This is a genomic window from Serratia sp. FDAARGOS_506 (assembly GCF_003812745.1).
GTDB lineage: Bacteria > Pseudomonadota > Gammaproteobacteria > Enterobacterales > Enterobacteriaceae > Serratia.
In genome coordinates this window covers 2,205,961-2,219,906 of sequence record NZ_CP033831.1, presented here as the reverse complement: position 1 = coordinate 2,219,906, position 13,946 = coordinate 2,205,961, and the positions used below count along the sequence as shown (strand labels likewise).

The window sequence follows — 13,946 nt, the reverse complement described above, 5'->3', positions numbered from 1 at the left end:
TTTCTCTCCGTTTTGTGCCTGTCGCTGCGAGATCATAAAAAGATTACTCAGCATGATCTCTTTGTTGAAACATTAAAACTCTTTTCTCAGCCAGCTATTGATACGTTTAAACCAATTGCCCACCGAGGCGCGTTTTTCTACTTCCGTCTCACCGCTCAGGTGAGACTCTTTTCCATAGTGCAGCAGACCTACCGCTGTCGAGTAGTAAGGCTCCTGCGCATAATCCGTCAGACCCGTGATGTTCAAGGGTTGGCCGATGCGTACCTGGGTGTGGAACACCCGTTGCGCACAGGCTGCCAGGCCATCAATCTGGGCGGCGCCACCGGTCAGCACGATACCGGCTGCCAGATGATGCTTCACCCCTTGCTGACGCAGTTGCTCCTGCAATTGCAAAATTTCATCGTTAACCAGATTCAACAGTTCGGTGTAGCGTGGCTCAATGACTTCAGCCAGCGTCTGTCTTTGCAGACTGCGCGGAGGACGTCCCCCGACGCTAGGCACCTCTACATTCTCATCCTTGCTAACAATCGACCCAAGCGCACAGCCGTGTCGAACTTTAATCGCTTCCGCGTCAGTCGGCGGTGTGCCGAAGGCGTAGGCGATATCGCTGGTGACCACGTTCCCGGCGTAAGGGATCACTTTGGTGTGGCGCAGCGCACCGCCGGTGTACACCGCCATATCCATGGTGCCGCCGCCGATATCCACCACGCAAACGCCGAGTTCGCGTTCATCTTCGGTCAGAACCGCATAGCTCGCGGCCAGACCGGCGAAAATAAGTTGGTCAACTTTCAGGCCGCAACGTTCCACAGCCTTGACGATGTTCTTCGCCATATCGTTATGACAGGTAATCAGATGCACCTTGGCCTGCATACGCACGCCGGACAGCCCAACCGGGTTTTTGATGCCTTCCTGATAATCGATGGCGTATTCCTGAGGAATCACGTGCAGGATGCGGTGTTCGTCGCGCACGCGCACTGATTTGGCGGTGTGCACCACGTTCTCCACGTCGTCCTGCGTCACTTCCTCTTCAGAGATCGGCACCATGCCGATTTCGTTCTGACAGCTGATGTGTTTACCCGACAGCGCCAGGTATACCGAGGAGATCTGGCAGTCCGCCATCAACTCGGCCTGATCGATGGCACGCTGTACGCACTTCACCACCGACTCCAGGTCGTTTACGCCACCCTTATCCATGCCGCGAGACGGGCAGCTGCCCACCCCGATAATGTTGACCATGCCATCGGGCAGAACTTCCCCTACCAACGCGGAGACTTTTGCAGTACCGATCTCCAGTCCAACTACCAGTTTTCTGTCCGTCGACTTGATCATTGTTGTTTTGCCTGTGCCTGATTCTGTTGCTGATTACTGTTTTGCTGACCGCCAAGCGCCTGCGGATCGACCAACACCGGAGCCCACCCTACCGAAGCGCCGGACTCGTAGCGCAGATCGACGTAGCTGACACGCTTGCTCTCCGCCTGGCCCTGCTGCTGCAATACCGGGTAAAGCTCGATAAACCGCTGCAAACGCCCATTGCGGTCATCGCGCCCCAGCTCAAGCCGGACATCGTTGTCCAGCGCCAGCTGCCAGGAATGGCGCGCGGTCATCGCCGCCATTTTCAGCGTATATTTGCTGGCCGCCAACGTGGCGCTCATCGCCCGATAGCCTTCCAGCACATCCTGCTCGCTCCCTTCCGGCCCGTAGAGCAGCGGTAGCTTCTGTTTGCCCGCCCGCTCCGCCGGCACGCTGAACGCTTTGCCTTCGGCATCCACCATGTGCAAATCGTTCCAGCGCGCCACCGGGACGTACTCCACCAGATGGATCTTCAGCTCATCCGGCCATTGTTTGCGCACGCTGGCCTGCTTGATCCACGGCAGACGTTCGATCTGCTGCTGGATGACGTCCACATCCTGCGTCATAAAGGTGCCGGGCGCGCCCAGCGCCAGGATCGCCTGACGAATATCATCGTTGGTGGTGTAGTGGCGTTCGCCGGTCACCACCAGCCTTGAGAGCGGCAGGCGACTGGCGTCTTTCATCCAGCCAAGCACCGCCCAACCGCTCCACACGACCGTTCCCAACACCATCAGCAGGAAAATCATTCCCGCCAACTGGGTTCCATTGCTGCGGCGCGGGCCGTTATCCACCTCGCGATCGCGCGCATTCAGGGCAGCTTGCGACATATCAGTCGGCCAACTCCAAAATTCTCGCCACCAACTGCGAGAAGCTTAATCCAAACTGGCGCGCCGCCATCGGCACCAGGCTATGACTGGTCATGCCCGGAGAGGTATTCACCTCAAGCAGATAGAAGCTGCCATCGCTGTCTTGCATCACGTCGACGCGGCCCCAGCCGCTGCAGTCCAGACCGCGGTAGGCGCGCAGCGCCAACGCCGCCATCTCGGCTTCCTGCTCGGCGCTCAAACCGCTCGGGCAGAAGTACTGCGTGTCGTCCGAAATGTACTTGGCCTGGTAGTCGTAAAACACGCCGGCCGGCTGGATGCGGATCGACGGCAGCACTTGGTCGCCCAGCATCGCCACGGTGTATTCCGGGCCGCTCAGCCACTTCTCCACCAATACGTCGTCGTCATGGCGGAAGGCCTCTTCCAATGCGGCTTCCAACGCGGCGCTTTCGGTGACCTTGCTCATGCCGACGCTGGAGCCCTCGCGGCTCGGCTTGACGATCAGCGGCAGACCGAGATCCGCCACGCGTGCCAGCAGCGCCGCTTTTTCGCCGCCGAGGTACAGCTGGCGATTCAACGCCACGTAAGGCGCCACCGGCAAGCCCATCGACTGCCACACCATTTTGGTGCGCCATTTGTCCATGGTCAGCGCCGAGGCCATCACGCCGCTGCCGGTATAAGGCAGTTCGAGGAACTCCAGCACCCCCTGCAGGGTGCCGTCCTCGCCGCCGCGGCCGTGCAGCGCGATAAATACTTTGGTGAACCCCTGCTCTTTCAGCTGGGTCACCGGGAAATCGCGTGTATCGACGCCGTGCGCATCGATACCGGCTTCGCGCAACCCGGCCAGCACCGCGGCGCCGGATTGCAGAGAAACGTCACGTTCGGCGGAGGTGCCGCCCAGCAGAACTGCAACTTTATCAGCCATGGTGCTCCTCCTCTTTTTTCGGCGGCTGCAGCTTCAGCTCGGCCAGTTTACGGGCGATTTTGCCCACGTTGCCGGCGCCTTGCACCAGCACCAGGTCTTCATCCTGCAGCAGCTGTGCCAGGGTTTCCGGCACGGTATCAGCATCGGAAACCAGGATCGGATCCAACTTGCCGCGGCTGCGGATGGTACGGCACAGCGAACGGCTGTCCGCACCCGGGATCGGCGCTTCGCCGGCGGCATACACGTCGAGCATCAGCAGCACATCCACCTGCGACAGCACGTTGGCGAAATCGTCGTACAGATCGCGCGTACGCGTATAACGGTGCGGTTGGAAGATCATCACCAAGCGCTTGTCCGGCCAACCGGCGCGCGCCGCTTTCAGGGTGGCGTCCACCTCGGTCGGGTGGTGGCCATAGTCGTCCACCAGCATCGCGCTGCCCGCTTTGCCGTTGACCGGCTCCAGCGGGAACTCCCCGAGGAAATCGAAGCGACGCCCGGTGCCCTGGAAGCCCGCCAACGCGCGCAGGATATCCTCGTCGTCAATGCCTTCTTCGGTCGCCACCGCTACCGCCGCCGCTGCGTTCAACGCATTGTGGCGGCCCGGCGCGTTCAGCGTCACCGTCAGTAACGGCTTGTCCTGACGGCTCAGGGTAAAGTGCCCCTGCGGCCCAATCTGCCGGTAGTCTTCGATCCGCACATCGGCATCTTCACTGAAGCCGTAGGTGGTGATGTGGCGACCCACGCGCGGCAACAGCTCACGCACCACCGGGTCGTCGATGCACATCACCGCGCGGCCGTAGAACGGCAGGTTGTGCAAGAAATTGATAAACGTCTGCTTCAAGTTCTCGAAGTCGCCCTGGTACGTGTCCATGTGGTCGGCTTCGATGTTGGTGACCACGGCCACCATCGGCTGCAGATGCAGGAAAGACGCATCGCTCTCATCCGCTTCCGCAATCAGATAACGGCTGGACCCTAGTCGTGCGTGGGTGCCCGCCGCCTTCACCAGCCCGCCGTTGACGAAGGTCGGGTCCAGGCGGGCTTCGGCGTAAATGCTCGAAACCATCGCCGTGGTGGTGGTTTTGCCGTGCGTGCCGGCGATAGCGATGCCGTGGCGAAAACGCATCAGCTCCGCCAGCATCTCTGCGCGGCGGATCACCGGGATGCGCGCTTCACGAGCGGCGACGATCTCCGGGTTGTCGGCGGAGATGGCGGTAGAGACCACCACTACGCTCGCATCCAGCACATTTTCCGGACGGTGATTGAAGTAAATCGTCGCCCCGAGCGCGCTCAGCTGTTGGGTGACCGGATTCGGCGCCAGGTCGGAGCCGCTGATCTGATACCCTTCGTTTGCCAACACTTCGGCGATACCACCCATGCCGGCGCCACCGATGCCGACAAAGTGAATGTGCCGGACGCGACGCATCTCGGGCACGATAGTACGTAGTTTCGCCAGTTGTTGTGTATTCATCACTCTCTCTAATCCGGATCCGGTACCCCGGCCCTACATCACATTGCTTTATTCAGGCTCGGCACACCGAACCCCTGCACTCGTTACTTGGCGAGCCGCACCAGTTCCGCCGCCACGCGCTCGGTGGCGTCCGGAATGGCGACCGCTCGCGCTTTCTCGGCCATGGCCAGCAGCGTCTTGCGATCCCAGCTCGCCAGCAGTTCGGCCACCACATCGGCGTTGAACTGCGGCTGTTCGATAATCTTCGCCGCGCCGGCTTCTTCCAGCGGACGCGCATTCCAGTACTGCTGACGGTCCTTGTGCATGAACGGCACGAAGATCGCCGGCAGCCCCGCCGCCGCGATTTCGCTGACGGTCAACGCGCCGGAGCGGCAGACCACCACGTCGGCCCAGGCGTAGGCGGCTGCCATGTCGTCGATGAACTCGGTCACCTTGTGCTGCGTCTGCCCTACCCTTTCGTAGTCGCGCAGCACCGTTTCCAGCGCGCCCTTGCCAACCTGATGCCAGAGCGTAATTCTATCGCCCAAACGCGCCGCGACTTCAGGAACTGTCTGATTCAGCACGCGCGCGCCCTGACTTCCGCCAATCACCAGCACGCGGATCGGGCCTTCGCGCCCTTGCAAACGCTCCGCCGGCAATGGCAGCGCCAACACGTCGGTACGCACCGGGTTGCCCACCACCTCGGCGTTCGGGAACGCGCCGGGGAAAGCCTGCATCACTTTGGCGGCGATGCGCGCCAGCCAGCGGTTGGTCAAACCGGCGATGCCGTTCTGCTCGTGCAACACCACCGGGATGCCGCACTGCCAGGCCGCCAGGCCGCCGGGGCCGGAAACGTAACCCCCCATCCCCAGCACCACATCCGGCTGATAGCTGCGCATGATGGCTTTCGCCTGGCGCACTGCCTGCCAGATCCGCAGCGGCGCAGTCAGCTGGGCCTTCAGGCCTTTGCCGCGCAGGCCGGAGATGCGGATAAAATCAATCTCGATCCCGTGCTTCGGCACCAGATCGGCTTCCATTCGGTCTGCGGTTCCGAGCCAGCGCACCTGCCAGCCCTGCGCCATCAGATGATGCGCGACCGCCAGCCCCGGGAACACGTGTCCGCCGGTACCACCTGCCATCACCATTAAACGCTTAGGTTTCCCGCTCATCCCTTACCTCTTCACAAACGCCTGAGCCTTGGTCAGGCGCGTTTCATAATCAATTCGCAGCAACAGCACGATGGCCGTCGACATAATCAGCAAGCTCGAGCCACCGTAACTGATCAGCGGCAGCGTCAGACCTTTGGTCGGCAGCATGCCCGCGGCGGCGCCAACGTTAACCAGCGCCTGGAAGCTGAACCAAACGCCAATCGCGCAGGCCAGGAAGCCGGAGAAGCGTTGGTCGATCTCCAGCGCGCGGCGCCCGATGGACATCGCGCGAAAAGCGACGAAGAATACCATTAACAGGGCTAAAACCACACCGATATAGCCCAGTTCTTCACCCAGAATGGAGAAGATGAAGTCGGTGTGCGCCTCCGGCAAATACTCCAGTTTCTGCACCGAGTTGCCGAGCCCCTGTCCCCAGAACTCGCCGCGGCCGAACGCCATCAGCGACTGGGTCAGCTGGTAGCCGCTGCCGAACGGGTCGGCCCACGGGTTCCAGAACGAAGTCACGCGGCGCATACGGTACGGTTCCGCGATGATCAGCAGCACCACGGCAAACACGCCAGAACCGATGATCGCCAGGAACTGCCACATTTTCGCGCCGGCCAGGAACAGCATCGCCAGCGTGGTGATGAACAGCACTACCACGGTACCGAGGTCCGGCTGCGCCAGCAGCAGTACCGCCAGCACCACCATCACGCCCATCGGCTTACAGAACCCCCAGAAGTTGCTGCGCACCTCTTCCACCTTGCGCACCAGATAGCTCGCCAGGTAGCAGAACAGCGACAGCTTGGACAGCTCCGCCGGCTGAATACGCAGCGGGCCGATCGCGATCCAGCGCGAGGCCCCGTTCACCGAGCTCCCCACCACCAGCACGATCAGCAGCATCACGATCGACATCAGCAGCATCACGTTGCTGTAGCGCTGCCAAACTTCCATCGGGACGCGCAGCGTCACCAGCGACAGGCCGAACGCCAGGCCGAGGTACAGCGCGTCACGTTTGGCGAACAGGAACGGATCGTCCGCCAGGCGTTGGCCGATCGGCATCGACGCCGAGGTCACCATCACGAAACCGATGATCGCCAACCCGAAGGTCAGCCACAGCAGGGTGCGATCGTACAGCACCATGTTGACCGCGTCGTTGTCACGCGCGCCGGTCACCCAGTCTTTCAGCCGTTCTGTCAGCCCGAAGTTCGGCAAGCGTAGTTTCATCCGCCAAGCTCCTGCGCCAGGCGGGCGAACTCATCGCCGCGCACTTCAAAATTACGGAACTGATCGAGGCTGGCGCAGGCCGGCGACAGCAATACCATATCGCCAGGCTGTACGCGGCCGGCGATGGTGCGCATCGCCTGCTCCATGGTTTCGGTCAGCGTCGCCACTTCCGGCCGCAGCCGCGCCAACTGGGCGCCGTCGCGGCCAAAGCAATACAGACGCACATTGTCGCCCTGCAGATAGCGCGCCAGCGGCGAGAAATCGGCGGACTTGCCGTCGCCGCCCAGCAGCAGATGCAGCGTGCCGTCCACCTGCAGGCCGTTCAGCGCCGCTTCGGTGCTGCCGACGTTGGTGGCTTTGGAATCGTTGATCCAACGCACGCCGTTATTCTCCCAGGCCAGCTGGAAGCGGTGTGCCAGGCCGGTGAAGGTGGTCAGCGCCTTCAGGCTGGACGCGCGCGGGATGTTGACCGCATCCGCCAATGCCAGCGCCGCCAGGGCGTTGGTGAAGTTGTGGCGGCCGGTCAGCTTCATCTCGCGCGTATTCAGCACCTTCTCGCCGCGCACCCGCAGCCAGGTTTCCCCCTGCTGACGGTTCAAATGATAGTCGCCCACGTCGGCACCAAAGCTGACGCAGCGCTCGTCGGCACCGCGCACCGGCATGGTCAGCGCATCGTCCGCGTTCACCACGCATACTGCGGCGTTTTCATACACGCGCAGCTTGGCGCCGCGATACTGCTGCAGGCCGAACGGATAGCGATCCATATGATCTTCGGTCACGTTCAGGATGGTCGCCGCCGCCGCCCGCAGGCTATACGTCGTTTCCAGCTGGAAGCTGGACAGCTCCAGCACGTAAAGCTGACATTCCTGGCGCAGCAGGCTCAGCGCCGGCAGGCCAATATTGCCGCCCACGCCCACCGCCCAACCGGCGGCTTTCGCCATCTCACCCACCAGGGTGGTGACGGTGCTCTTGCCGTTGGAGCCGGTGATCGCCACGATAGGCGCCTGCGCTTCACGGCAGAACAGTTCGACGTCGCCGACGATTTCCACGCCGGCTTCCGCCGCGGCGCTCAATGCCGGGGTCGCCAACGCGACGCCCGGGCTGGCGACGATCAGATCTGCCGCCAGCAGCCAGTCCTGATTCAGATCGCCCAGATGGCGCTCCACGCTTTCCGGCAGTTTGTCCAACCCTGGCGGCGCGATACGGGTATCCATCACGCGCGGCGTCACGCCGCGCGCCATGAAGAAATCGACACAGGACAGGCCGGTGAGGCCCAACCCGATGATGACGACTTTTCTACCCTGATAGTCTGCCATGATTAACGCACCTTCAGCGTTGCCAGGCCAATCAGCACCAGCATCAGCGAAATGATCCAGAAGCGCACGATCACGCGCGGCTCCGGCCAGCCTTTCAATTCATAGTGGTGGTGAATCGGCGCCATGCGGAAAATGCGTTGCCCGCGCAGCTTGAACGACCCCACCTGCAGGATCACCGACAGCGTCTCTACCACGAATACGCCGCCCATAATCACCAACAGGAACTCCTGGCGCAGCAGCACCGCAATGGTGCCCAGCGCGCCGCCCAGCGCCAGCGAACCGACGTCGCCCATAAACACCTGAGCAGGGTAAGTGTTAAACCACAGGAACCCGAGACCGGCGCCGACGATGGCGGTACACACGATCACCAGCTCGCCGGCATGACGCAGATACGGAATATGCAGGTAGTTGGCGAAGTTCATGTTACCGGTCGCCCAGGCCACCAGCGCGAAGCCGGCCGCCACGAATACCGTCGGCATGATCGCCAGGCCGTCCAGGCCGTCGGTCAGGTTGACCGCATTGCTGGTGCCGACGATCACGAAATAGGCCAGCAGGATGTACAGCAAGCCCAACTGCGGCATCACGTCCTTAAAGAACGGCACAACCAGCTCGGTGGCTGGCGTGTCTTTTCCTACGGCGTACATGGCGAATGCGACAATCAGCGCAATCACCGACTGCCAGAAATACTTCCAGCGGGCGATCAGCCCTTTGGTGTCCTTACGCACCACCTTGCGGTAGTCGTCGACAAAACCGACGATGCCGTAACCCACCAGCACGAACAGCACGCACCAGACATACGGATTGGACGGATAAGCCCACATCAGCACCGAAATGGTGATGGAGGTCAGGATCATGATGCCGCCCATGGTCGGCGTGCCGCGTTTGCTGAAGTGCGACTCGGGGCCGTCGTTACGTACCACCTGGCCAAAGGACATTTCTTGCAGACGCTTGATCACCCGCGGGCCCATCCACAACGACAGGAACAGCGCGGTCAGCAGGCTGACAATGGCTCGGAACGTCAGATAAGAAAAGACGTTGAAGCCTGAGTAATACTTGACCAAATGCTCGGCCAGCCAAACTAACATGGTGCTTTCTCCTGTAACGCGCGTACTACCTGCTCCATTGCGGCACTACGTGAACCTTTGATTAACACGGTAATTACCGCATGTTTCGACAGTAATTCCGCCACGCGCGCGATCACTGCTGTCTTGTCCTGATAATGTTCGCCGTTGCCGGACGCCTCGCTCAGCACGCGGCTCAAACCGCCGACGCTGATCACTTTGTCGACGCCGGCGAGACGGGTGGCTTCGCCCACTTGACGGTGGCACTCTTCCGCTTCTGCGCCCAGCTCGGCCATATCGCCGACCACCATCACACGGTAGCCCGGCATCTCTGCCAGCACCTGAGCCGCTGCGGTCATCGACCCAACGTTGGCGTTATAGCTGTCGTCCAGCAGCAGCTTGCCTTCGGCCAGCGCTACCGGGTACAGACGCCCCGGCACCGCCTGCAACTGTTTCAACCCCTGACGCACCGCTTCGAGGGTGGCACCCACCGACATCGCCAGCGCCGTTGCCGCCAGCGCATTGGCCACGTTGTGGCGCCCCGGCAGCGGCAGCGCGATCTCGGCGGTGCCGAACGGGCTGTGCAGCGTGAACTGCGTGCCTGCACCGTTCACCCGCACGTTATCCGCGAAGAAGTCCACGCCTTCGGCGGCCTGCGGCGAGAAGCGCCAGACGGTTTTGCCGCCCAGCATGCTTTGCCAGTGCGGCCAGTCGTTGTTATCGGCGTTGATGATCGCCACGCCGTCGGCCGGCAGGCCGGTAAAGATTTCACCTTTCGCCTGGGCGACGCCGGCCAGCGAGCCGAAGCCTTCCAGGTGCGCAGCCGCCAGGTTGTTCACCAAAGCGGTCTGCGGACGCGTCAATGCGGTGGTGTAAGCGATTTCGCCAATATGGTTAGCGCCCAGCTCTATCACGGCAAAATCATGCTGCGGCTCCAGACGCAACAGCGTCAGCGGCACGCCGATGTCGTTATTGAAGTTGCCGGCGGTATACAACACTTCGCCGCATTCGCGCAGAATGGCGGCGGTCATTTCTTTCACCGATGTCTTGCCCGAGGAACCGGTTAGCGCCACCACGCGCGCCGGCACCTGCTGACGCACCCAGGCGCCAAGCTGCCCCAACGCCAGACGGGTGTCTTGCACCACCAGCTGCGGCACGTCCACCAATAAGCGCTTACTGACCAGCAGCGCCCCGGCACCTGCGGCTACGGCATCCGCCGCGAAGTCATGAGCGTCGAAACGCTCGCCTTTCAGCGCCACAAACAGGCAACCGGCGGTCACCTTGCGGGTGTCTGTCGTCACCTCGACAATTTGGCAATCGGCGCCGATCAGTTCAGCGCTCAATACCTCAGCCAGTGTCTGAAGAGAGACAGGGATCATGCCAGCACCCCCAGCAGTCGGGCGACCGTCGTGCGGTCGGAGTAATCCAGGCGGCGGTTGCCTACCTGCTGATAATCTTCGTGGCCTTTGCCTGCCACCAACACCACATCCTGTTCCTGCGCCTGCATGATGGCGCTGGTCACCGCTTCGGCGCGGCCGTGGATCACCAGCGCCTGCCCGGCGTCCAGCAATCCGGTCAGGATGTCGTTGATAATCGCGCGCGGCTCTTCGGTACGCGGGTTGTCATCGGTGATCACCACGCGATCGGCGAACTGCTCGGCGATGCCACCCATCAGCGGACGCTTGCCCTTGTCGCGATCGCCGCCGCAGCCGAACACGCACCACAGCTGCCCCTGGCAGTGCAGACGCGCGGCTTCCAGCGCTTTCTCCAGCGCATCCGGCGTGTGGGCGTAATCCACCACCACCGTCGGTTTGCCCGGCGCGTTAAACACTTCCATACGGCCGCAGACCGGCTGCAGGCGGCTGCCGGTTTCCACCAACGCCTCCAGCGGATAGCCCAGTGACAACAGCGTCGCCAATGCCAACAGCAGGTTGCTGACGTTGAAAGCGCCCATCAGGCGGCTTTCGATCTCGCCGTCGCCCCAACTGGAGCTGAAACGAACGGTGGCGCCGTTGTCGTGATAGTCAACCGCCGTGGTTTTCAGCCAGCGGCCGTGACAGCCCGGCTGCAGGTTGCCCTGCATCGTCACCGCCACCGCATCCGGCAGCTTGCCGAGCCAGCGCTGACCGACTTCATCGTCCGCGTTGATGATCGCCTGCCCCACGCTGTGGGCAGCGAACAGCGACCATTTGGCCGCCTCGTAATTGGCCATGTCACCGTGGTAATCCAGGTGGTCACGGCTCAGGTTGGTGAAGACCGCGGCGGCGAACGGCAGCGCCGCTACCCGGTGTTGCACCAGACCGTGGGAAGAGACTTCCATGGCGGCGAAGGTCGCGCCCTGTTCCGCCAAATCGTTTAATACGTGTTGAACATCCACCGCAGAACCGGTGGTATTCTCGGTCGGACACACCTGGCCCAGCAGGCCGTTGCCGACGGTACCCATCACCGCGCTGGTTTCGCCCAGCAGTTGGCTCCACTGCGCCAGCAGTTGGGTGGTGGTGGTTTTGCCGTTGGTACCGGTCACGCCGACCAGACGCAGACGCTCGCCCGGCTGATGGTAAAAACGCCCGGCCAGCGCGGAAAGGCGCTGGTTCAGTTGGCTCAGGTAGATCACCGGCACGCCGTGCATTTCAACGATGGCGCCGTCTTCGGCCTGACCGTCAGCTTCGGCGATCACAGCGGCGACGCCCTGCGCGATGGCCTGCGGAATATAGCGGCGTCCATCCGTTTGATGGCCGACAACGGCGACAAACAGATCCCCGGCAGCCGCCACACGGCTGTCTAATGTCATTTCCCGCAGCGCGCGCCCGGGTGCCGTCGGCACCCACGGGGCGAGTAAGTCGCGCAAATTACGATCTGCCACCTGAACCCTCTTTCTTGTTAATCACTAATTCGCTTTTGTCACCGGTAGGCAACGCGTCAGGCTCGACGTTCATGGTACGTAATACGCCGCCCATGATGGCACCGAACACCGGCGCGGAGATTGCGCCACCATAGTATTTCCCACCCTGCGGGTCGTTGATGACGACCACCAGGGCAAAACGGGGGTTACTTGCCGGCGCGACGCCGGCGGTATAAGCGATGTATCGGTTGACGTATTTGCCGTCCGGACCCACTTTTTTCGCGGTACCGGTTTTGATGGCGATACGGTATCCCTTGATGGCGGCTTTCACGCCGCCGCCACCCGGCAAGGCCACGCTTTCCATCATGTGCACCACGGTGCGCACCAGAGGTTCAGGGAAAACGCGTTCACCGGCGACCGGAGGGTCAACCTTGGTGATCGACAATGGGCGATACACGCCCAGGCTGCCGATCGTTGCATAGACTCGCGCCAACTGTAACGGAGTTACCATCAGCCCGTAGCCGAAAGAGAAGGTGGCCCTCTCTATGTCAGACCACCGTTGTTTTTTTGGGTATATGCCACTGCTTTCTCCGACCAGCCCCAAATTGGTCGCTTTTCCCAGCCCAAAACGAGAGTAAGTATCTACTAACGCTGAGGACGGCATCGCTAACGCCAGCTTTGAAACACCGACGTTACTCGACTTCTGCAAGATCCCGGTCAATGACAGCTCCGAGTACCGCGCCACGTCTTTGATCTCGTGGCCCTGAATGCGGTACGGGATGGTGTTCAGCACGCTGTTTTCTCTCACCACGCCGTTTTGCAGCGCGGTCATCACCACCATCGGCTTCACGGTTGAACCGGGTTCAAAAATATCGGTGATGGCACGGTTACGCATGGTCTCTTTCGGCGTACCGGCCATGTTGTTCGGGTTGTAAGACGGGCTGTTGGCCATCGCCAGCACTTCGCCGGTGTTCACGTCGATCAGCACCGCAGTGCCCGACTCGGCCTTGTTGAACGCCACGGCGTTGTTCAGCTCGCGATACACCAGCGCCTGCAGGCGTTCATCGACGCTCAGTACCAGGTTGTGCGCCGCCTGGCTGTCGACGGAGGAGATATCTTCGATGACCCGGCCGAAGCGGTCCTTACGCACCGTTCTCTCACCCGGTTGCCCGGTCAGCCAGCGGTCGAAGCTCTTCTCTACGCCTTCGATACCTTGCCCGTCGATGTTGGTCACGCCGATGATGTGCGACGTCACCTGCCCCGCCGGATAGTACCGGCGTGACTCCTGCCGCAGGTAGATCCCCGGCAACTTGAGCTTGTGGATGTAGTCGCCGATCGCCGGGTTAACCTGGCGCGCCAGATAAACGAAGCGCCCTTTCGGGTTGGCGTTAATACGGTTGGATAATTGGTCCAGCGGGATGTTCAGCGCATCGGAAAGCGCTTTCCAACGGCTGTCCAGCGTGATGCCGCCGCGCTCGTTCAGCTCTTTCGGATCCGCCCACACCGCATTGACCGGCACGCTGACCGCCAACGGACGGCCGGCGCGATCGCTGATCATGCCGCGCGCGGTCGGCACTTCCTGCACGCGCAGCGAACGCATGTCGCCTTCTTTCACCAGACGATCGGGGTTGATGACCTGCAGGTACGCGACGCGCAGCATCAGGCCGACCATCGCCAGCAAAATGCAGCCGCACAGCAACGCAAAACGCCAGCTGACAAAGCTGGCCTGATCTTCCTGGCGTCTCAACTTACCGGGGCGCGCTGCTTTCATGCGTTTCCTTTCTACTCCGTGTCATTATTCCGGTT

11 protein-coding genes are annotated in these 13,946 nt (G+C 61.8%); all 11 read right to left on the bottom strand.

The window, feature by feature from the left end; all coding sequences use genetic code 11:
* Nucleotides 1-72: 72 nt before the first annotated feature.
* Nucleotides 73-1,329 carry a cell division protein FtsA gene (gene ftsA, locus EGY12_RS10675; protein ID WP_004932758.1) on the bottom strand — a complete coding sequence of 419 codons (1,257 nt, stop codon included), beginning with the start codon at nt 1,327-1,329 and terminating at the stop codon, nt 73-75.
* Entirely contained in the window at nt 1,326-2,177 is an 852-nt protein-coding gene (ftsQ, locus tag EGY12_RS10670) for a cell division protein FtsQ (RefSeq protein WP_004932761.1), read from the bottom strand. The genes ftsA and ftsQ overlap by 4 nt, the downstream gene beginning before the upstream one ends.
* Before the next feature lies 1 nt (nt 2,178).
* Nucleotides 2,179-3,099, bottom strand: coding sequence for a D-alanine--D-alanine ligase (locus EGY12_RS10665; protein WP_123893509.1), 921 nt, complete (start codon nt 3,097-3,099; stop codon nt 2,179-2,181).
* The gene (murC, locus tag EGY12_RS10660; protein ID WP_025301571.1) at nt 3,092-4,567 is read right to left on the bottom strand and encodes a UDP-N-acetylmuramate--L-alanine ligase; all 1,476 of its coding nucleotides are present in this window, start codon (nt 4,565-4,567) and stop codon (nt 3,092-3,094) included. Before murC ends, EGY12_RS10665 begins: the two co-directional genes overlap by 8 nt.
* Before the next feature lie 83 nt (nt 4,568-4,650).
* Nucleotides 4,651-5,715, bottom strand: a complete 1,065-nt coding sequence (gene murG, locus EGY12_RS10655) for an undecaprenyldiphospho-muramoylpentapeptide beta-N-acetylglucosaminyltransferase (protein ID WP_004932773.1) — start codon at nt 5,713-5,715, stop codon at nt 4,651-4,653.
* 3 nt (nt 5,716-5,718) lie between these two features.
* Nucleotides 5,719-6,921, bottom strand: coding sequence for a cell division protein FtsW (gene ftsW / locus EGY12_RS10650; protein WP_123893507.1), 1,203 nt, complete (start codon nt 6,919-6,921; stop codon nt 5,719-5,721).
* Nucleotides 6,918-8,237 carry a UDP-N-acetylmuramoyl-L-alanine--D-glutamate ligase gene (murD, locus tag EGY12_RS10645; protein ID WP_123893505.1) on the bottom strand — a complete coding sequence of 440 codons (1,320 nt, stop codon included), beginning with the start codon at nt 8,235-8,237 and terminating at the stop codon, nt 6,918-6,920. Before murD ends, ftsW begins: the two co-directional genes overlap by 4 nt.
* 2 nt (nt 8,238-8,239) lie before the next feature.
* Nucleotides 8,240-9,322 carry a phospho-N-acetylmuramoyl-pentapeptide-transferase gene (gene mraY, locus EGY12_RS10640; protein ID WP_004932782.1) on the bottom strand — a complete coding sequence of 361 codons (1,083 nt, stop codon included), beginning with the start codon at nt 9,320-9,322 and terminating at the stop codon, nt 8,240-8,242.
* Complete coding sequence (gene murF, locus EGY12_RS10635) at nt 9,316-10,677, bottom strand: UDP-N-acetylmuramoyl-tripeptide--D-alanyl-D-alanine ligase (protein ID WP_123893503.1); 1,362 nt, start codon at nt 10,675-10,677, stop codon at nt 9,316-9,318. Before murF ends, mraY begins: the two co-directional genes overlap by 7 nt.
* Nucleotides 10,674-12,161 carry a UDP-N-acetylmuramoyl-L-alanyl-D-glutamate--2,6-diaminopimelate ligase gene (murE, locus tag EGY12_RS10630; RefSeq protein WP_123893502.1) on the bottom strand — a complete coding sequence of 496 codons (1,488 nt, stop codon included), beginning with the start codon at nt 12,159-12,161 and terminating at the stop codon, nt 10,674-10,676. The genes murF and murE overlap by 4 nt, the downstream gene beginning before the upstream one ends.
* Complete coding sequence (locus tag EGY12_RS10625; RefSeq protein ID WP_004932790.1) at nt 12,148-13,911, bottom strand: peptidoglycan glycosyltransferase FtsI; 1,764 nt, start codon at nt 13,909-13,911, stop codon at nt 12,148-12,150. Before EGY12_RS10625 ends, murE begins: the two co-directional genes overlap by 14 nt.
* Nucleotides 13,912-13,946: the final 35 nt, after the last annotated feature.

Coding starts and splice junctions, on each gene's coding strand:
- ftsA (WP_004932758.1), bottom strand. CDS start 1,329: ATGATCAAGTCGACGGACAGAAAACTGGTAGTTGGACTGGAGATCGGT.
- ftsQ (WP_004932761.1), bottom strand. CDS start 2,177: ATGTCGCAAGCTGCCCTGAATGCGCGCGATCGCGAGGTGGATAACGGC.
- EGY12_RS10665 (WP_123893509.1), bottom strand. CDS start 3,099: ATGGCTGATAAAGTTGCAGTTCTGCTGGGCGGCACCTCCGCCGAACGT.
- murC (WP_025301571.1), bottom strand. CDS start 4,567: ATGAATACACAACAACTGGCGAAACTACGTACTATCGTGCCCGAGATG.
- murG (WP_004932773.1), bottom strand. CDS start 5,715: ATGAGCGGGAAACCTAAGCGTTTAATGGTGATGGCAGGTGGTACCGGC.
- ftsW (WP_123893507.1), bottom strand. CDS start 6,921: ATGAAACTACGCTTGCCGAACTTCGGGCTGACAGAACGGCTGAAAGAC.
- murD (WP_123893505.1), bottom strand. CDS start 8,237: ATGGCAGACTATCAGGGTAGAAAAGTCGTCATCATCGGGTTGGGCCTC.
- mraY (WP_004932782.1), bottom strand. CDS start 9,322: ATGTTAGTTTGGCTGGCCGAGCATTTGGTCAAGTATTACTCAGGCTTC.
- murF (WP_123893503.1), bottom strand. CDS start 10,677: ATGATCCCTGTCTCTCTTCAGACACTGGCTGAGGTATTGAGCGCTGAA.
- EGY12_RS10625 (WP_004932790.1), bottom strand. CDS start 13,911: ATGAAAGCAGCGCGCCCCGGTAAGTTGAGACGCCAGGAAGATCAGGCC.